This window comes from Chloracidobacterium validum (genome assembly GCF_018304825.1).
GTDB lineage: Bacteria > Acidobacteriota > Blastocatellia > Chloracidobacteriales > Chloracidobacteriaceae > Chloracidobacterium > Chloracidobacterium validum.
The window spans coordinates 233,817-251,573 of the sequence record NZ_CP072649.1; the positions used below are offsets into that span (position 1 = coordinate 233,817).

16 protein-coding genes are annotated in these 17,757 nt (G+C 59.5%); 5 read left to right on the forward strand and 11 right to left on the reverse strand.

Features of this window, described 5'->3' with window-relative positions; genetic code table 11:
* Positions 1 to 2: 2 nt before the first annotated feature.
* The 11 genes from J8C06_RS12105 to J8C06_RS12160 all read right to left on the reverse strand — a co-directional run bounded on the left by J8C06_RS12105 (position 3) and on the right by J8C06_RS12160 (position 8,566).
* On the reverse strand, positions 3 to 449 hold the full coding sequence (locus J8C06_RS12105; RefSeq protein WP_211430415.1) for a hypothetical protein: 447 nt from the start codon (positions 447 to 449) through the stop codon (positions 3 to 5).
* A 135-nt stretch (positions 450 to 584) separates the two neighbouring features.
* Positions 585 to 3,539: a type I restriction endonuclease subunit R gene (locus J8C06_RS12110; protein ID WP_455423735.1), complete on the reverse strand. Its 2,955-nt coding sequence runs from the start codon at positions 3,537 to 3,539 to the stop codon at positions 585 to 587.
* Between the two features lie 242 nt (positions 3,540 to 3,781).
* Entirely contained in the window at positions 3,782 to 4,348 is a 567-nt protein-coding gene (locus J8C06_RS12115; RefSeq protein ID WP_211430416.1) for a transposase, read from the reverse strand.
* Positions 4,345 to 4,923, reverse strand: coding sequence for a restriction endonuclease subunit S (locus J8C06_RS15530; protein WP_455423732.1), 579 nt, complete (start codon positions 4,921 to 4,923; stop codon positions 4,345 to 4,347). The genes J8C06_RS12115 and J8C06_RS15530 overlap by 4 nt, the downstream gene beginning before the upstream one ends.
* 164 nt (positions 4,924 to 5,087) lie before the next feature.
* On the reverse strand, positions 5,088 to 5,255 hold the full coding sequence (locus J8C06_RS12130; RefSeq protein ID WP_211430417.1) for a hypothetical protein: 168 nt from the start codon (positions 5,253 to 5,255) through the stop codon (positions 5,088 to 5,090).
* 162 nt (positions 5,256 to 5,417) lie between these two features.
* A complete protein-coding gene (locus J8C06_RS12135) occupies positions 5,418 to 5,696 on the reverse strand; it encodes a Fic/DOC family N-terminal domain-containing protein (RefSeq protein ID WP_211430418.1) in 279 nt (92 codons plus the stop codon).
* A gap of 82 nt (positions 5,697 to 5,778) precedes the next feature.
* Positions 5,779 to 6,498 (reverse strand): N-6 DNA methylase, encoded by a 720-nt coding sequence (locus J8C06_RS12140; RefSeq protein ID WP_455423736.1) that lies wholly within the window; start codon positions 6,496 to 6,498, stop codon positions 5,779 to 5,781.
* A gap of 259 nt (positions 6,499 to 6,757) precedes the next feature.
* Positions 6,758 to 6,916: a hypothetical protein gene (locus J8C06_RS12145; protein WP_211430419.1), complete on the reverse strand. Its 159-nt coding sequence runs from the start codon at positions 6,914 to 6,916 to the stop codon at positions 6,758 to 6,760.
* A gap of 676 nt (positions 6,917 to 7,592) precedes the next feature.
* The gene (locus J8C06_RS12150; protein WP_211430420.1) at positions 7,593 to 7,925 is read right to left on the reverse strand and encodes a hypothetical protein; all 333 of its coding nucleotides are present in this window, start codon (positions 7,923 to 7,925) and stop codon (positions 7,593 to 7,595) included.
* A 72-nt stretch (positions 7,926 to 7,997) separates the two neighbouring features.
* On the reverse strand, positions 7,998 to 8,294 hold the full coding sequence (locus J8C06_RS12155; RefSeq protein ID WP_343216899.1) for a type II toxin-antitoxin system PemK/MazF family toxin: 297 nt from the start codon (positions 8,292 to 8,294) through the stop codon (positions 7,998 to 8,000).
* A 59-nt stretch (positions 8,295 to 8,353) separates the two neighbouring features.
* Positions 8,354 to 8,566, reverse strand: coding sequence for a hypothetical protein (locus J8C06_RS12160; protein ID WP_211430421.1), 213 nt, complete (start codon positions 8,564 to 8,566; stop codon positions 8,354 to 8,356).
* Between the two features lie 388 nt (positions 8,567 to 8,954).
* On the opposite strand from J8C06_RS12160, the gene J8C06_RS12165 reads away from it, so the two are divergent.
* The 5 genes from J8C06_RS12165 to J8C06_RS12185 all read left to right on the forward strand — a co-directional run bounded on the left by J8C06_RS12165 (position 8,955) and on the right by J8C06_RS12185 (position 17,752).
* Positions 8,955 to 9,947 carry a hypothetical protein gene (locus tag J8C06_RS12165; protein WP_211430422.1) on the forward strand — a complete coding sequence of 331 codons (993 nt, stop codon included), beginning with the start codon at positions 8,955 to 8,957 and terminating at the stop codon, positions 9,945 to 9,947.
* Between the two features lie 223 nt (positions 9,948 to 10,170).
* Positions 10,171 to 13,998, forward strand: a complete 3,828-nt coding sequence (locus J8C06_RS12170; RefSeq protein WP_211430423.1) for a magnesium chelatase subunit H — start codon at positions 10,171 to 10,173, stop codon at positions 13,996 to 13,998.
* A 64-nt stretch (positions 13,999 to 14,062) separates the two neighbouring features.
* Positions 14,063 to 15,370: a glutamyl-tRNA reductase gene (gene hemA / locus J8C06_RS12175; RefSeq protein WP_211430424.1), complete on the forward strand. Its 1,308-nt coding sequence runs from the start codon at positions 14,063 to 14,065 to the stop codon at positions 15,368 to 15,370.
* Between the two features lie 85 nt (positions 15,371 to 15,455).
* Positions 15,456 to 16,334: a ferredoxin:protochlorophyllide reductase (ATP-dependent) iron-sulfur ATP-binding protein gene (gene bchL / locus J8C06_RS12180; RefSeq protein ID WP_211430425.1), complete on the forward strand. Its 879-nt coding sequence runs from the start codon at positions 15,456 to 15,458 to the stop codon at positions 16,332 to 16,334.
* A 116-nt stretch (positions 16,335 to 16,450) separates the two neighbouring features.
* Positions 16,451 to 17,752: a Coenzyme F420 hydrogenase/dehydrogenase, beta subunit C-terminal domain gene (locus tag J8C06_RS12185; protein ID WP_211430426.1), complete on the forward strand. Its 1,302-nt coding sequence runs from the start codon at positions 16,451 to 16,453 to the stop codon at positions 17,750 to 17,752.
* Positions 17,753 to 17,757 lie beyond the last annotated feature (5 nt).

Here is a 17,757-nt window from a genome sequence, read left to right on the forward strand (position 1 = left end):
GCTCAAGGTTCAGGGGCGAGGTCATATTCGACCGGAATCTCCGAGGCGATCAGATTCCAGACGTTGAATGACTTCATCATCGCCATGATGAGACTCATGTTGCCTTCGATCTTGTAGTCCGGCGAGGACAGCGCCCGCTGAACGGTAATTTCGCCCCGATTGAGCCGCGCGGCTTTTTCAAACGTCGTGGTTGTGCGTGACACGTAGTTGGCGCTGAAGGGTTCTTCCCGGAGCGCCTGCCACGGGGTGGGATGGTCTTCGTACTTCCATTCAAGCGCCTTGCCTTGTTTGAACGTCCATTGGGTGCGGCGGTCTTTACCGTCTGGGCCGTCGTAGATGCGAAAGACAAACGTTCCGTTGAGCTTTTTGCCTTCTGCCAGAAAGCGCGGGTCGGTTTCCATCCGCCGCGCCATTTCGTCAAGCCATGCTTTGGAATAGAACTGGATCATGGTGGTTCCTAAGAAAGGGTGAGGTAGGAGATGAGGTCCGGGGGAAGCCGGTACACAGTTGTTCACCTCAGCCGCTCTGGTCAAGTCTATTCAAGGGAGCCGGTTTCTACCCGTGGCTTGGGTTGGCTGCTTGTTTCAGGCTCGCGCCCACGCCGCCGACAGTATCTCGGCCTGCTCCAGCACGGTCGTTGTCGCCTTCTCCTGCTTGTCCGGGGGGTAGCCGTGCTTGCGCAGGATGCGCTTGACCAGCCTACGCAAGTTGGCCCGCACATCCTCGCGCAGTGTCCAGTCAATGGTAACGTTGTTGCGCACCGTTGCGACCAGTTCCTGCGCGATGGCGCGCAGCGTCTTGTCGCCGAGCACCTTCACCGCGCTGTCGTTGGTCTCCAGCGCGTCGTAGAAAGCAAGCTCGTCGTCAGACAGCCCGAGTTGTTCGCCGCGGGCGTCGGCCGCACGCATGTCCTTGGCAAGCTGGATCAGCTCCTCGATGACCTGCGCCGCTTCGATGGCGCGGTTCTGGTAGCGGCGGATGGTCTGTTCCAGCATCTCAGCGAAGGAGCGCGCCTGGACAAGGTTACGCTTGCCCCGTGTCTTGATCTCACCCTTGAGCAGCTTCTGCAACAGCTCCACAGCGAGGTTCTTTTGCGGCATACCGCGCACTTCGGCCAGAAACTCGTCGGACAGGATGGAAATGTCAGGCTTTTTCAGCCCGGCGGCAGCGAAGATGTCCACCACGCCTTCGGGAGCGACCGCCCGCGAGATGATTTGCCGCACGGCGCGGTCGAGTTCCTCCTCAGGGCGCGCCTCGCCGAGGGCGCGTTTAGCCAGCACGGCTTGCACGGCTTGGAAAAAGGCCAACTCGTCGCGGATGCGCAGGGCCTCATCGTGCGGCACGGCCAGCGCGAAGGCCTGCGACAGCTCGCGCACCGCCTTCACCAAGCGGTCTTTGCCGTTCTCCTGAGCCAGGACGTGCTCTTGCGCCGCCGGCAGTAGGGCCATGCGCTGCTGGGACGTGCCGTTCACCCAAAGCGAGCGGTTGAACCCGTGGAACAGCCCGCAGCAGACCTCGTACTTCTCTATCATCAGAGCTACCGCTTCGTTTTGGTCGAGCGCAGCTTTGCCGACGCCGCCGCTTTCAGTGTAGGTAGCCAGGGCTGCTTTCAGTTCGTGGGTTAGTCCCAGATAGTCCACCACCAGTCCACCCGGTTTGTCGCGAAAGACGCGGTTGACGCGGGCGATGGCCTGCATCAGCCCGTGGCCGCGCATGGGTTTGTCCAGGTACATGGTGTGCAGGCTGGGACAATCGAAGCCGGTGAGCCACATGTCGCGCACGATAACCACGTTGAGTGGGTCGTTCGGGTCACGGAAGCGGTTGGCCAGCGCCTCGCGCCGCGGCTTGTTGCGGATGTGTGGCTGCCACTCCAACGGGTCGGTCGCTGAGCCGGTCATGACGATCTTGATGTTGCCACGGGTGTCGTCTTCGTCATGCCACGCTGGCCGCCAGCGGACGATCTCCTCATAGAGCGCCACACAAATGCGCCGGCTCATGCAGACGATCATCGCCTTGCCTTCCATAACCTCAAGCCGCTGCTCGAAGTGCTCGATAATGTCCCGCGCCACGAGTTGCAGCCGCTTGTCGGTGCCGACCACGGCTTCGAGCTGAGCCCACTTGCTCTTGAGTTTCTCTTTGCGTTCGTCTTCCTCGCCTTCGGTTACTTCCTCGAAGTCGGGGTCAATCTTTGGCCGTTCGGCTTCGTCGAGGGCAAGCTTGGCCAGACGGCTTTCGTAGTAGATGGGCACGGTGGCGCCATCCTCGACGGCACGCTGGATGTCGTAGATGCTGATGTAGTCGCCGAAGACGGCTCGAGTGTTGGCATCGGCCTTTTCGACCGGGGTGCCGGTGAAGCCAATGAACGAGGCGTTGGGCAGCGCATCGCGCAGGTGGCGCGCGAAACCATCAATGAAATCGTACTGGCTGCGGTGCGCCTCGTCGGCGATGACCACGATGTTGCGGCGCTCAGAGAGCATAGGGTGTCGGTCACCCTTTTCTTCAGGGAAGAACTTGTGCATGGTGGTGAACACCACACCGCCGGCCTGTACGGCGAGCAGCTTGCGCAGGTGTGCGCGGCTTTCGGCCTGCACCGGCGGCTGGCGCAGCAAGTCCTGGCAGCGCGCGAAGGTGGCGAAGAGTTGGTCGTCGAGGTCGTTGCGGTCGGTGAGCACAACCAGGGTCGGGTTTTGCATCCGCGGCTCGCGGATGATGCGGCCGGCGTAGAAAGCCATCGTCAGGCTCTTGCCCGATCCTTGCGTGTGCCACACCACGCCTACGCGCCGGTCGCCGAGTGCGCCGCCAGGCTTGCGGCCTGCTTCATAGCCGGCGCTTTCCTCCTTCATCTGGCCAGCTTGCAACAGGGCAGCAGCGCGCAGCGTCTCGGCTATAGCCACCCGGACGGCATGGAATTGGTGGTAACCCGCTACCTTCTTGACGAGGCGTTTGCCGTCGTCCTCGAAGACGATGAAATCGCACAGCAGGTCCAGCAGGCGGCGCTTGTCCAACAGTCCTTCCACCACCACTTGCAGCTCTGGAAGATGCGCCCCGGCCAACACCTTGCCCGTGGTGGTCCGCCAGGGCTTGAACCACTCGCGCCCGGCGCCCAGCGCGCCCACCCGCGCTTCGACGCCGTCGGAGATGACCAGCACAGCGTTCGATGCAAAAAGCGAGGGTATCTCGGCCTGGTAGGTCTGCAATTGCTGAAAAGCAGCCCAGATGGTCGCTCGCTCGTCGGCTGGGTTCTTAAGCTCGATGACCACCAGCGGCAGCCCGTTGACGAAGAGCACCACGTCGGGACGGCGGCTATGTTTGTTTTCCACCACGCTGAACTGGTTGACGGCGAGCCAGTCGTTGTTGTCCGGCTCGTCGAAGTCCAGCGCCCGCACCTGAGCGCCGCGGATGGCGCCATCCGTCGCCCGGTATTCCACTGTCGCGCCGTTCACCAGCATGCGGTGCACAGCGCGATTGCGCTGGAGCAGATCCGCACCTTCGGGTTGGGTGAGCTTGCGATAAGCGTCTTCCAGCGCTTCGGAGGGCAGATCGGGGGTTCAGGCGCGCCAGCGCATCGCGCAGCCGCCGGCCTAGCACCATCTCGCCGTAGCTTTCCCTCTCCCGCTGGGAGAGAGGCAGGGTGAGGGTATCGCCGCCAGGCGATATGTCTGGCCCATAGGCCACCTGCCAGCCAATGGTTTTCAGTCAGTTCAAGGCGACGTTTTCTGACAGTGGATTCAGTCAGATGGGTCATGGTTTGTCTTTTTGTCGGGGCGACGCCTGTGTCGCCCTACGTGGGATTTTCCCGATCCAATTCCCATTGCATGGGGTTGCTGCCGATGTATTCTCGGATGCGGTTCAAGGACTCCTCATTGCGGATGATGTGTTCGTAATAATTCCGCTGCCAAACCGGCAATCCTGGGGTGCCGCGACGGGTGTTGATGCGTTTGGCGGTAACGGATTTGAATTGGCCGATGATGGCGCCGATGGATCCTGGTTCCGGCCCAGGCGGTGTTGCATCCATCGTGTCGGTAGTAGGGGCGACCCGACGGGTCGCCCCTACATCATCCACAATTCGAATAATCCCATGCACATGATTGGGCATGACCACGAATTCATTTTCGTCCAGACGCACGTATGGGCGTAATGCGGTGGTCTTAAACCATTCCTCGCACACGATTTGACCGTATTCATTCAACTGCATTTCCCCGCCCACCACTTCGCCAAACAAACACACCCGATCCCGCGCGACGATGGTGACAAAGTACGCGCCTGGCTGGGTGTAATCATACCCCTGTAGGCGAATGCTGCGTCGGTTGGGACGACCGGCCGGTCGCCCGTACAGATCGTCCGTCATAGCCCGCGCTCCTGCAAAAATCGCTCCGCATCTTCCACCCGCAGCTCGCCGGAAATGAGCTTCGGCAGCAATGCGTTGCGCAAGTCGGCAAGGGTGCGGGATTCGTGGATGCCGCCAACTATCCGTTCAACCAGCGGCTGAACCAGCTCGGTGAACGCTTTCGCTACTGGCTCCGGTGGCAACACAACCTCGTAGCGCGCCATCTCTGTCCAGCTTGTCCGCGGCATCTTCGTGCCTGTCGAGCCAGCGTTTGCGTACTCCACGAACGCAACGCTTGACACCTGGCCGAGAACAAACCCGAACCACTCTTTAGATCGAGGAGCTAACACAACTATGTCGGTAGAGCAGATGCCATCAATTGGCGCCACTCCGACTTTGTGGAAATAAGGCTTGTTGCCTCGTCCGTTCTGAAGCAGAACCGCATGCATCTCACGGATCAGGCGGTTGGAAAGCGGGAAACTTTCGTTCAACCGTTGCATGCCGTGGTTCAACGCAGCAACGTAGTTGGACACTTCCGTCACATCATCTAACGGAACGCCCGGCGCCTCCTCCAGTTCAAAGAGCAGTATTTGCAATCAAAGCTGTTTCAAAAAGAAATCTTTGTGCCTCTGACGGTAAATCTATAAACCTATCTTCGTAATGTCCTCTGAAGACCCAGTGTTGTACACCGAGGATACAACGTCATATTGCAGGTCTATCGGTATATCAAAAGTCAGAAACCGCCTAACCTCATCTAGCGTTAGGCTTCGTCTTTTTCCAACGGTTGCAACATTCGCTCCCGTAACTCCCGTATCTGCCGACGATGTTCCTCCACGTCCGGCAACACCGACTCCACTACCTCCTCCGCTTCCCGTCCCTCCAACAACTGTTGCAGAATTTTTCGTATAATTTCTGATTGTGACGGCATAAATCGCCTCCCGTAACTGATTCTCTACGTTGTCACTGAAGACTTGCACAATCTCACTTTGTAACTGCATTGCCTTCTCAAAGTCAATTAGAGAAGTACGCTTTATATTACCACCTGATTCTATTACATATTGCATAGAATCACGAACTAGCTCTTGTAATATCATTCCAATTGATCCAAGGTGGATTGCGTGCCTTCAATTTGCGAGGAAAGCACCGCCTCACGCCGCACGTAGGCGTAGAGGAATAAATCGGGGTCGGGCAAGAGCAGGGTCACGCTGTCGAGCCGGCCCAGCGCCAAAGTCGCGCGTTCCAGCAAGCGCTGGCGCTGGTCGGTCATTTCCAGTGGTGGTTGGGGCGGCAGCGGATCCGGGAGGAACGCCCGAACGGTTTCCCCGCCGGTCACGGTAGTCTGATAGGGTCCAGTCAAGCCGCGCTTCACGAGATGACCTCTATTCACCTTTCGTTAAATACCACCGCCAACTATTTAACGACATGGCAAATTCGTTTAATAAGTCAGGGTTTCAGTCGTATCCCAGCTCCTTCAGGTTTTTAGCAATGGCCGCATTGAGCCGTGCGGCTTCGGCTTGTTGTTCGCGCAGTTGCGCCACCAGGCGGACCATTTTTTCCTCGAACGGCTCGCCATCGTCTTCTTGGGCTTCGGCGCCGACGTAGCGGCCCGGGGTGAGCACGTGGCCGTGCTTGCGCACATCATCAATGGTGGCGGATTTGCAGAATCCGGGAATGTCGCGGTATTCCCGTAGGGGCGACCGGCCGGTCGCCCCTACGGCATGCGTTGCCCCGACGGTTCCACGCCAGGCGTGGTACGTGTTGGCGATGCGGGCGATGTCATCATCGGTCAGTTCGCGGTGGGTGCGGTCCACCATACGGCCCATCTTGCGGGCATCAATGAAGAGGATTTCGCCACGCCGGTCGCGTAGGGACGGTCGGCCGACCGCCCCTACGCCGGATTTGTTTCTGGACAGGAACCACAGGCAGGCTGGTATTTGGGTGGAATAGAAGAGCTGGCCCGGCAGCGCCACCATGCAGTCCACGAGGTCGGCCTCGACGAGGTTTTTGCGGATTTCACCCTCGCCCGACCGGTTCGATGACACCGAGCCGTTCGCCAGCACGAAGTCGGCCACGCCTGCGGGTGCCAGGTGGTGCACCATGTGCTGCACCCAGGCGAAGTTGGCGTTGCCCACCGGCGGCGCGCCGTACTGCCAGCGCTTGTCCTCGCGCAGCCATTCGCCGCCTCAGCGCCAAGGTCGCGCGCTCCAGCAAGCGCTGGTGCTGGTCGGTCATTTCCAACGGTAGTTGGGGCGGCAGGGAATGCGGGAGAAATGCCCGAATGGTTTCTCCACCGCGCACGCTGGTCTGATAGCGTCCTGTCAAGCCGTGCTTCGTGAGATTACCTCTATTCACTGCTTGTTAAATACTGACGCGCGCCATTGAGCAAAATGGTGGCTTCTGTTTAATAACGAGTTTAATAACGAGATAGTTTTAGCCAACCCCCAACTCCTCCAAGTTCTTGGCAAGCGCCGCATTGAGCCGCGCGGTTTCGGCGTGTTGTCTGGCGGGCCACGTCGCGAAATGCACGGGGCGTGCAAATAAATGCACGCGTGCATTCTTTTCCTGGCGCTGTGCATTGATGGTGTTCATTCGTGAATGACCACACGGTGCGCGGTCTGGTGCTGTAGCCACTTTGTAGGAATGCCTTAGTACATCTCTGCACCGCCTGGCCGCGTCGGGTTATTTGCACGCGTGCGATTATTTGCTTGTCAATCCATACCGTACGCCTTTCGTCGAACCTTCGATTCAGCCTAAGCGGCAACGGAATGAAGGCGCGATAGCCCGTGGACTGGTGGAGGTAGCGCCCTGCACGGCTGGCCTTGCTAGTAGTTGCGTTGTTCACGGCATGCATCTCGCCGCTTGATAAACGTTGCGTTTATCTTAGCTACTGCTCGGCTCTATAAATCAACGCTGTGATCAAAAAACCAGCTCCTCCAGATTCCTGGCAATCGCAGCATCGAGCCGTGCGGCTTCGGCTTGTTGTTCGCTTTACCAAGACGGTGTCTTCGGGCGTCTAACGTCTAAACTCACCTGCCACCAGGAACCCCTCAGCACCGGCAAAAACCTATCCCAAGGCCAGGGCAGTGCCCTGTGATGTTGGGTCAATCATCATTCCCAGAAGCCTCGGGGTCCTCAGTGACCAGCCCGCCAGGGATTCCTTACCGCAAACGTCAGATGCCTTCCAGAACTGGCAACATGACGCACTAGTTCAGCCCCGCTCGCTAACTGCAAAGCGAGCGATGGGGGTGCCGGCTGAAACGACCTGTCAGGGGCGTTCTTGCAGTTCTTTGAGAAGGGCACCGATTCCATCCGCCGCTTGATGGCTGATGTCCCTTCCAGGTTCCGGGCGATCATTCGTGACCAATGCAATACAGCGTTGCCTAATCGATTCAAGAAACGGATCGCCAATCGGATGGCCTAGAAACAAGTCAAAGGCATCATGGCAGCACGAATCCTCTGAAAGGACTTCTTCCAGAGCAATCTGAACATCCCGACGAGTAAAGCGCAAATGGGCCTTGTTAGTCCGCTGGTTAGACCAGAAGAAAAAGGTAAACGTTCCAACCACCACAAAGCCGATTAGATACCCCGTAGCCCTCATCACTTAACGCCATGCGCATCACCTACGATGAGCCGAGTGTAGCGCGGCGAAGCCGTCCGCGAGGAGTGCAGGTTAGTCGCTGTTTTGTTTTTGAGACAACCAATTTGCCAAATTCTGCTGCACTCGCTTCAGACGCTCCGGTGAGATTTCACCGATCGCGCCAAGAAGTATTTCCCCAGAAACAACGGCTAAACGCCCGACCCGAATCACACTCGCAACTTTCAGCCCGCTTGGTTCAAAATCTTGATCACCATCTTTTACAATCTCGTCGAACCCCGCAATGTATTGGCGTGTTTGCGAAGAAATCATGCAAATCAGCCAGTCATCATATTCCCCTGGAAGTTTTCCCAACAAAAGGGCGGGACGCAACTTGCTCTATTCAAGGTCAGTTTGCGGAAAACGAAAGAGAACGACTTGCCCCGCTTTTTTCATGTAAAAGTAACCCTTATATCTGACACACTGTACAAATCCTGCTCTTCCTCGATGTCTTGCATTGCCGCCGACAACGATAAAGAAGCCCAGTCCTGCTTTTCTTGCTGCTCGGCTTTCAGAATCAAATACTGAACAAAATTGAATAGTTCTTCCTGTAAGGAGGAGGGGAGTTTACGAGCATATTGGTATATTTTCTCGTCAAGTGTCATGGCTTTACTCTATCACCTATTATCATTCACTAATGCTACGCCACCTGTATTGATTTTACACCAATAGGCGGAGAGGTTTTGAGCTTACTTTGCAACGTTGCCCAACATAGATTAGGAGGAGAGCTATATCCACTGAGTCAAACGCTTCATTCGCTTCCACACCAGGCGTCGCCCCAACGACATAGGCCGCCCTGGAGCCTAAGCCTTTCCGACCCAACTGGCAACCCAGGAGCAGGTCGCTGCCTTGACCTGGAATCCGGCGCTTGCTGTGTGGTTGTTTCCCTATCGCAATGTCCTCCATCGGGACGAGCTGGCCCACTTGATTCGCTCAAAGGGTATCTTCAGACATCTTTTCCTCGCGCCTCGGCGCCGTGAGAGACAGCCGGCCATGGTTGAAATTCCCGGCAACCCCCGCCTCTGGCACATCAACGTTGACTTCGAGGCCGAACTTGCCGCCTTCGTCCAGGGACGCCGCTACGTCCCGACCGGCGCCTTTGCCGCCCGCAATCAGATGGTCGCCTACAATGTGCTGCGCTACGTTGCGCGCGCCGGAGACGCCTTGCTCGTCCCCAGCGCGTGGCTTGCGCCGCTGGCTGCCGAAGCCACCCGCGCCGGTGTCGTCCTCGTCCCGCTGGAAAACCCCGGCAACCGGTCGGGCTACGAGTTCACGCCCTGGGGATGGACGCCACAGGCGTTGCGCGTGGGAGAACGCACCGGCGCGCGGTTGTCGCCGCCAGCGCTGGAGGTCGTGGCGCGGGTCAACTCAAAGGTGTACAGCCACCGGCTCGAAGCCGAGCTGGGGGTCGCGGACACCCGCGCCCGCCTGGTCACGACTGACACTGAACTCGCCGCGCAAGTGGCGCGGGCTTGTCCCCAGGCCCAGGACAAGTGGGTTGTCAAACACCCCTACGGCGTGGCCGCCCGCGAGCGCATACTAGGACGTGGGCCGTCCCTGTCCCCAGCGGCGGCTGCCTGGTGCCGCCGGCGGTTCGCCGACGGAGATACCCTGCTGTTCGAGCCGTGGCAGCCGGCCACGCGGGAATACGGCCTGTGCGGATTCATTCACCCTGACGGAAGCGTTGCGTTGCTCGGCGTCAGTCGCCCGGTGGCCAACGGCGCCGGCACGCTGGTGGGCTACGAACTGACGTCTGAACCGCCCCCGTCCGCGCTGTGGACGGTCGGGCGTCAGGTCGGCTCTCGGTTGGCCGCCGATGGCTACCGCGGCCCCTGGGGCAGCGATGCCCTCGAACATGCCCACGGGTGGCGCTTGCTGCTCGAAATCAATGCCCGCTGGACAGTTGGATTTCTGGCGCTGGCCGCGCTGGCGCGGTCGCCGGAAGTCAGCCGCCGCTGGGTGCTCGAACCGCCACCAATTGGCTAAATTACCGTTCAGATGCGGCCGATTCCGGCAAAATACGGATGAACTGCAAAGAATTTTTTTGCGGCTCCGTAAATCGTTCTATAGCTTGGTTTCAGACTCACTTCCCCTCAGACCTTCCTCCCCCGCTTGAGCAACGGAAGGTGTGCGTCCCATCCGTGGGCTGCCTTCAGGCCAGTTCGATTGGCGATGGCCTGCCCTTGGAGTCACAAGAGCGTTTTCGGGTATGAAGTTTCTTTTCATTGCACTCGATGGGCAAGCTGACCTCGCCCTGACTGTCGCAGCGACGCGGGTTCGTGAACGGCACGGCGTCGACTTACACGTCGCCTTTCACATCGCGGCAGAACTTGACCGCGCCGAAGCGGTTGAAAAGCTGCGGGCCGATGCCGCCGACGCCGACCTCGTCTTTGTCGTCCACCAGTTCGACGACGAAAAGATTGCCCTCATTCGGGAACTTCTCCACCGCCACGCCGCCCGCTACCAAGCGGTCATTTGTGTGATGTGCGCCCCGTCGCTCATCCGGGAGACGCGCCTCGGCCGGTTCGTCCTGGCCAAGAAAGACGAAGGAGAAACGCCGTGGTACTCGCCGCTGCGCATGATCCGCGCCGTGAAGGATTCCTTCAAAAAGGCTGACGACCCGGATGCCGAACCCAAAGCCGCCCAACCACCCGGGCGGACGATGCTCACCATGCTCAAAAACGCCGGGAAGATTATGAAGTACATCCCCGGCACGGCGCAGGACATTCACGCCTACATGATGAGCATTCAGTATTGGCTCAACGCCTCGGCCGACAACCTGGAGCAATTTCTCCTCTTTCTGCTCACGCGCTACACCGACGCCTACCGCGGTCGGTTCAACCCGAAAGCCCCCGTTGAATACCCAGATGTGGGGCTATTTCACCCACGCGAAGGGCGGATTGTTGAGTCGCTCAAGGAACTCCGCGCCCATACGCCCTGGCACGCCAACGCTCCGACGATTGGCGTCTTGATGCTGCGGTCATACCTGTTGTCCGGCAATCGCGCCCACTACGCAGCGGTGATCGAGTCGCTCGAAGCGCGGGGAGCCAATGTCATCCCAGCCTATGCCTTCGGGCTGGACGGGCGTCCGGCCGTGGAAAAATACTTCCTTGACCGCGGTCGGCCGGTGGTGGATGCGGTGCTGTCCCTGACCGGATTTTCCCTGGTGGGTGGGCCGGCCTACAACGACGCCCAGGCAGCGGAGCGCCTGTTGAAGCAGCTCGATGTGCCGTATGTCTGCGCGCCGTCACTGGAGTTTCAGACCATTGAAGAGTGGCTGGCCGATACCCAGGGCCTCAACCGCCTCCAGGCAACCTTGATGGTTTCCATCCCGGAACTGGACGGCACAACCGACCAAATCGTGTTTGCCGGTAAATCGGGTAACTCGCGGCTGCTCGAACCCATTCCCGACCGGGTCGAACGCCTTGTTGGAAGAGTCCTGGCCCGCGCCCGGCTTCGTCGCCGGCCGGCGGCCAAGCGGCGGGTCGCCATCGTGCTGTTCAACTTCCCGCCCAGTCAGGGGAATGTCGGCACGGCGGCTTACCTCGATGTCTGGACGAGCCTGCACCGGCTGCTTGGGAAAATGCGGCAAGCGGGCTATCACATCGAAGATGTCCCGGCGACGGTTGATGAACTCCGTGACAGCATCGTGCAGGGCAACGCCCTCCAGTATGGCCAGCCGGCCAACGTCTGCGATTTGCTTCCCCGCCGTGAATACGAGCGACTGGTGACGACCTACCGTGAAATTGAACGCGAGTGGGGCCCGTCGCCCGGCGACAAAAACGTCTATGGCGGTGACTTCGCCATCATGGGACGGGTGTTTGGAAACGTCGGGGTATTCGTCCAGCCGAGCTTCGGCTTCGAGGACGACCCCATGCGGCTGCTGTTTTCGCAGGACGCCACGCCAAACCATGGCTTTACGGCTTTCTATGCCTATCTCAACCACGCTTGGGGCGCGGATGCCTTGCTCCACTTTGGAACGCATGGCGCCACGGAGTTCATGCCCGGCAAGCAGGTCGGGTTGAGCCACCGCTGCTGGAGCGACCGACTGATTGGCGACCTGCCAAACATCTATGCCTACTGTGCCAACAATCCCTCCGAAGGCCTCATTGCCAAACGGCGCGGCTACGCCACCCTCGTCAGTTATCTGAGTCCGCCAATTGAAGCCGCCGGTCTCTACAAAGACTTCGTGACGCTCAAGGAAACCATGGACGGTTTCCGCAATGAACCAACCCGCCGCGAGGCGTACGTGCCGGCCATCGTTGAAAAAGCCAAGGGGCTGAACCTGCTCGACCACGACTTCCGCGATGAAGAGCTGACGACCGAGCGTTTTCAGAAGCTCTACACCGACCTGCTCGAACTCGAATACAGCCTGATTCCGACCGGGCTGCATACGATGGACGACGGCCTCGATGAGCAAGAACTGTTGGGCATGCTGCAAGTCGTGGCAGATTTCCCGGTCGCCGAGCGCCGCCTGCCCAGCCTGACCAAGACTGTCCTCGCGCACTGGGCCGAAACAACCAGACCGCCCGGCGTGGTTGGCGCCGGCGATGCGCTGGCGGCCTTTTCACATACGGTCGAACTCGAACGCCAGGCCCGGCGCTTCATCGGCGAAGCCATCGCCGAAATGCACGCGCGGCGTTCGGCCAAAGCCGGGGCTAGCTTGTTGAGCAAGCTTTGTCGCGCCAAACGTGGGCTGTTTGATGCGCACTTCGAGTTTTTGTTTGATCTCCACGAAAAGCTCCGCACCAATGCCGAGCTGGATGCCATTTTGCGGGCGCTGGATGGGCGCTACATCGAACCCGTCGCTGGAGGTGATGTCGTGCGCGATCCAAGCATCCTGCCCACCGGCCGCAACCTGCATGCCATTGACCCCTATCGCATGCCGACCTACGCCGCCGCGCGCGAGGCCCAGGCGGCCGTTCGGCAACTACTGGACCGCTATGCGCGGGAGCATGGCGGGACGTTGCCGCGGAGTGTGGCGCTCGTCCTGTGGGGAACGGACAACCTGAAAAGTGGCGGCGTGGGCGTGGCGCAGGCCCTGTGGTTGCTTGGCGCGCGGGCGACCGCCGACGAAATGGGGCGCATCGCCAACGTCGAACTCATTCCGCTGGCGGAACTCGGTCGGCCGCGCATTGATGTCGTCCTGACGCTGTCCGGCATCTTCCGGGACGTGCTGCCCCAGCAGATGCGGCTGCTTGACCGCGCCGTGCGGTTGGTTGCCCAGGCGGATGAGCCGCTGGAGCAAAACTTCGTTCGCGCGCACGTTCAGGAAATGCTGGGGCAGGGCGTTGCTTTCGAGGATGCCGTCCGCCGGATTTTCTCGAATGCCGCCGGGAGCTACGGCGCCAACGTCAATCACCTGGTGGATTCCGCCACCTGGGAAAATGATAGCGAAATTGCGCAAACGTTTTTGTCGCGCAAAGGCTTTGCCTATGACCAGAACGGGCAGTTCGTCGAGGCGCGGGCCGATTACGAGCGCGTGCTGGGTGGGGTCACGCTGGCGTTCCAGAACGTGGACTCGACCGAGATGAACATCACCGATATTGACCACTATTACGAGTACTTGGGCGGCGTCACCAGCGCGGTCAAGCACCTGCGGGGCGACGCTGCCACCCCGGCCGTCATGTTGGCGGATGCCACCGGCGCCGAAGCCAAGGTGCGGAGTTTAGAGGAAACCGTCCGGCTCGAATCGCGCACGAAGTTGCTCAATCCGAAGTGGTACGAGGCCATGCTGGAAAACGGCTACGCCGGTGTCAGTCAGATTGAGCGACAAGTTTCAAACACCTTTGGCTGGAGCGCGACCTGTCGCGCCGTGGATGATTGGGTGTATGACGGCGTGGCGCAGACCTACGTGCTGGACGAGGCCATGCGCGCCCGACTTCAGCGCCTCAATCCGAGCAGCCTGTCGAAATTGACGCGCCGGTTGCTCGAAGCCAACGGACGGGGCTTGTGGAAGACAGATGAGGCGACGCTGGAACAGTTGCGTGAGGCCTACGCCCAGATGGAAGACGCCTTGGAAAACGTGGCTTCGTAAGACCTGTTGGCCGTAATCCCCGTTCGTCGGTTGACGAACCCAGAACCCGTTGGGACTGACCGTTATGAAGTTTGTACTCGTCGGACTCAATCACCATACCGCGCCGATTGCGGTGCGCGAACGGTTTGCTTTCAGCAAGCACTACCTACCGGAAGCGCTCAATCTGTTTGTGGATGGGCAGGACATTGTTGAGGGGATGATTCTTTCGACCTGCAATCGGGTTGAACTGCTTGCCGTGACCCCGCACGAGAGTTCGCAGGGGGTAAGTTGCGTCAAGAAGTTTCTCAAGGCCATTCACCAGAAGTGTGACGGCTACGATGAGCATTTGTACTGCTACACCGATCAGGATGTCGTGCGCCATGTGTTTCGCGTGGCCGCGAGCCTCGACTCGATGATCCTGGGCGAGCCGCAGATTCTCGGCCAAGTCAAGGAGGCCTATGCCACGGCGCAGGCCCTCAACAAGACCGGAACCCTGCTCAACAAACTCATGCACAGGGCCTTCAGTGTGGCCAAACGGGTTCGGACCGAGACAAAAATTGGCGCGAATGCGATTTCGGTTAGCTACGCGGCGGTTGAACTCGCCCGGCGCATCTTTACCAGCCTCGAAGGGCAAACGGTCATGCTGGTCGGCGCCGGAGAGATGGCCGAACTGGCGGCAACCCACCTGATGAGCGCCGGCGCCAGTCACATCATCGTGGCCAGCCGGTCGTTCGACAAAGCCGTGCAGTTGGCAACCAAGTTCAATGGGTCGGCCGTGATTTTTGATCGGTTCCGGGAGCGGTTGCCGGAAGCCGATATTCTCATCTTTGCGACGGCCGCCCCGCACTTCGTCGTCCGGGTTGCCGATGTGGCCGCCGCCATGGAGCGGCGGCGGCACCGGCCGATGTTCATTATCGACATTTCCGTGCCACGTAACGTTGACCCGTCCATCAATGACCTGGAGCAAGTCTTTGTCTATGACGTGGATGATCTGCAAGCCGTGGTCGAAAACAACCTGCGTGAGCGCAAGCAGGAAGCTGAACGTGCCAACCGCCTGGTTGAGGAAGAACTGGCGGCATTTGTGGCCGAGTGGCGCATGATGGCGGCCGGACCCTTCATTGCCGCGCTCAATGCCCATCTGGCAGAAGTGGCTCAGTCGGAGTATGAGCGTCATCGCAAGCGGATTGAACGCTTGGGCGGCATGTCGCCGGAAGTCGAGCAGTATGTGCGCGAGGTCATCCTCACGTCAATTTTGCGGAAATTTGCGCACCCATTGATTGAAAACATCCGTGAATCGGCGGCGCAGGGCGAGCGAAGCCGGTTATGTGAGACGTTCGGGCTTGATGTGCGCGTCAATACACAAGTCCAGGTGCGCTGGATGCGTTCGGCTTGATCCGGTTGTGATGGAGGGTTGGAAGCGGCCCTTCGTCCCCTAGCGATTGATTTTACCATTCCAACCCCAGGTGAGGTGCTAACTCATGATCGTTTCAATCTATGGTAAAGGCGGCATTGGCAAATCCACGACCTCCTCCAACATCGCTATCGCCATGGCCAAACGTGGCGCGCGCGTCCTGCAAGTCGGCTGCGATCCCAAGCACGATTCGACCTTTACGATCACCAAGCGAATGATTCCGACCCTCGTCGAAGTCCTTGAGGAATATGACTACCACCATGAGGAAATCGAGCCGGCGGATGTGATTTTCAAGGGGAAGATGGGCGTGGACGCGATGGAGTCGGGTGGCCCGGCGGCCGGCGCGGGATGCGGCGGCTATGTCACCGGCGAAGCCGTGAAGTTTTTGCGCGACCACAAGCTGATGGATGAATACGACGTGGTGATTTTCGACGTGTTGGGCGATGTGGTCTGTGGCGGGTTTGCCACTCCGCTCAACCATTCAGATTTTGCCTGTGTCGTGACCGCCAATGATTTTGATTCGCTCTTCGCGGCCAATCGCATCTGCGCCGCCGTGATGGCCAAGACCAAAAATTATCCGATCTATATCGCCGGCCTCATTGTCAACCGCTGCCCGGATACCGATCACGTCGAACGGTTCTGTGACCGCACCGGGGCGCGGATTGTCGGCCACGTTCCCCAGATTGACGAAATCCGCCGGTCCCGGCTGGCCGGGGTTTCGATTTTCGAGATGAAACGGGTTGGTGGCATTGCCCTTGCCCAGGATCGGTACCTTGAAATCGCCGATTATCTGCTCTCCGAGCCGGAGGCCCTGAAAGTCAAGCCGTTAACCGACCGTGAGGTGTTTGAGCATCTGCGGAGCGAGTACATCAACATTAACATCCAGCGTTTCAACGCCGAGGACTTGGAACTTCTCGAAGACCCATCCTGCTTGGCGCTGAGTTGATAGCCGCTGCCAAGGCTTGGGAGACACGTGCGCTTGTGACGGCTGAGCCGGCTGTGGCGGTCAGTGCCGGGAGCGCACCTGGATTTGGCGTTTCATACCTGTTCGGAAAGCACCTTATGGCAACCCCACTGCCCGTCATGAAATTGGAAGCCACGAAAGCCGAGACCACCGAACGGTTTTCGCGCATCTGCAGCGATTGCGGCATCTGTACGTCCAGCCTGCGGCCGCATGTCAAGGACGCCTGCGCGTTTTTGGTTCAGAAGTACGACGAACTGGAAATAACCGTCCAGGGTCACGCCCGCAGCGCCGATACGGATGAGCTGTATTTCGGCCCCTACGAAAAGATCTTTCGTGTCCGAAAAAGGCGGCCGGTGGGTGGGGCGCAGTGGACGGGCGTGGTGACAACCGTCGCCATGCGCGCACTAGAGCGCGGGCTGGTTGAGGGCGTCATTCTGACCGGAACCGAGCCGGGAACCCTCAACAAACCGATGCCGGTGCTGGCGCGGACGCCAGAAGACGTCCTGGCCTGTCGCGGCAACAAGTTTGGCTTGTCGCCAACCCTGGAAAAGATAGATGACGCTATCGCGGCCGGACTCAAGCGCGTCATGGTGGTGGGTACGCCCTGCCAGTTTCATGCACTGCGGGTCATCGAGCCGACCTTGCCCTTCGACGACCTGTGGTGTCTGGGGATTTTGTGCAGTGACAACACCACGCACGAAAACTACCTGACATTTCTCAAGTCGGTCAGCAAGTCGCCCGATACAGTCGTGCACATGGAGTTTATGCCGGATTTTCGGCTCTGGATGCGGCATGTCAACGGTGAGGTCGAGAAGCTGAACTTCGTTGAGATTCCCATGCACGAAATCGGGCCTGACCTCATCGCCCCTTCGTGCCGGGTTTGTTTCAACTATACGAACTCACTGGCCGATCTCTCCGTCGGGTACATGGGCGGCGGCATGCCGGACATTCAGTGGCTGCTCGTGCGCAACGCCAAGGGGTGGCGACTGCTCGATCTCATCCGGGACGATGTGGAACTCACCGAGCCAACCGAAAGCGGTAGCCGAACGCTGGCTCTCAAGGGCTTTTTGTCCCAGCTTGGCAAACCGTACACGAAAGGCGCGCCGCGCCCGGTCAAGAAGCTGATTGCCTTTCTCCAGCGGCGACTGGGACCGCGTGGACTGGAGTTTGCTCGCACCCGGGTCGAGATGAAGCTTGCGGAAGGACTTTTCACCGTTCGCCGCAAGGCCGGGCACCGCGAAGCGTTGCTTGTGCCGCGGTACACGTACGCGCCGCTTGCCAAGTACACCTTGCCGGGAGAGACCCAGCCGCCAACGCCACCGGCCAGCACGCGCCGGCCAGGGCGGCGGACGCCATCCGGCAAGCCACTGAAAACCATGGCCCCGGTCAGCGTTGGCTAAGGGCC

Bases quoted from the DNA above. Each gene is read 5' to 3' on its own strand.
- J8C06_RS12105 (WP_211430415.1), bottom strand. From the start codon at position 449: ATGATCCAGTTCTATTCCAAAGCATGGCTTGACGAAATGGCGCGGCGG.
- J8C06_RS12115 (WP_211430416.1), bottom strand. From the start codon at position 4,348: ATGACGGACGATCTGTACGGGCGACCGGCCGGTCGTCCCAACCGACGC.
- J8C06_RS12130 (WP_211430417.1), bottom strand. From the start codon at position 5,255: ATGCCGTCACAATCAGAAATTATACGAAAAATTCTGCAACAGTTGTTG.
- J8C06_RS12145 (WP_211430419.1), bottom strand. From the start codon at position 6,916: ATGAACACCATCAATGCACAGCGCCAGGAAAAGAATGCACGCGTGCAT.
- J8C06_RS12150 (WP_211430420.1), bottom strand. From the start codon at position 7,925: ATGAGGGCTACGGGGTATCTAATCGGCTTTGTGGTGGTTGGAACGTTT.
- J8C06_RS12160 (WP_211430421.1), bottom strand. From the start codon at position 8,566: ATGACACTTGACGAGAAAATATACCAATATGCTCGTAAACTCCCCTCC.
- J8C06_RS12165 (WP_211430422.1), top strand. From the start codon at position 8,955: ATGGTTGAAATTCCCGGCAACCCCCGCCTCTGGCACATCAACGTTGAC.
- J8C06_RS12170 (WP_211430423.1), top strand. From the start codon at position 10,171: ATGAAGTTTCTTTTCATTGCACTCGATGGGCAAGCTGACCTCGCCCTG.
- hemA (WP_211430424.1), top strand. From the start codon at position 14,063: ATGAAGTTTGTACTCGTCGGACTCAATCACCATACCGCGCCGATTGCG.
- bchL (WP_211430425.1), top strand. From the start codon at position 15,456: ATGATCGTTTCAATCTATGGTAAAGGCGGCATTGGCAAATCCACGACC.
- J8C06_RS12185 (WP_211430426.1), top strand. From the start codon at position 16,451: ATGGCAACCCCACTGCCCGTCATGAAATTGGAAGCCACGAAAGCCGAG.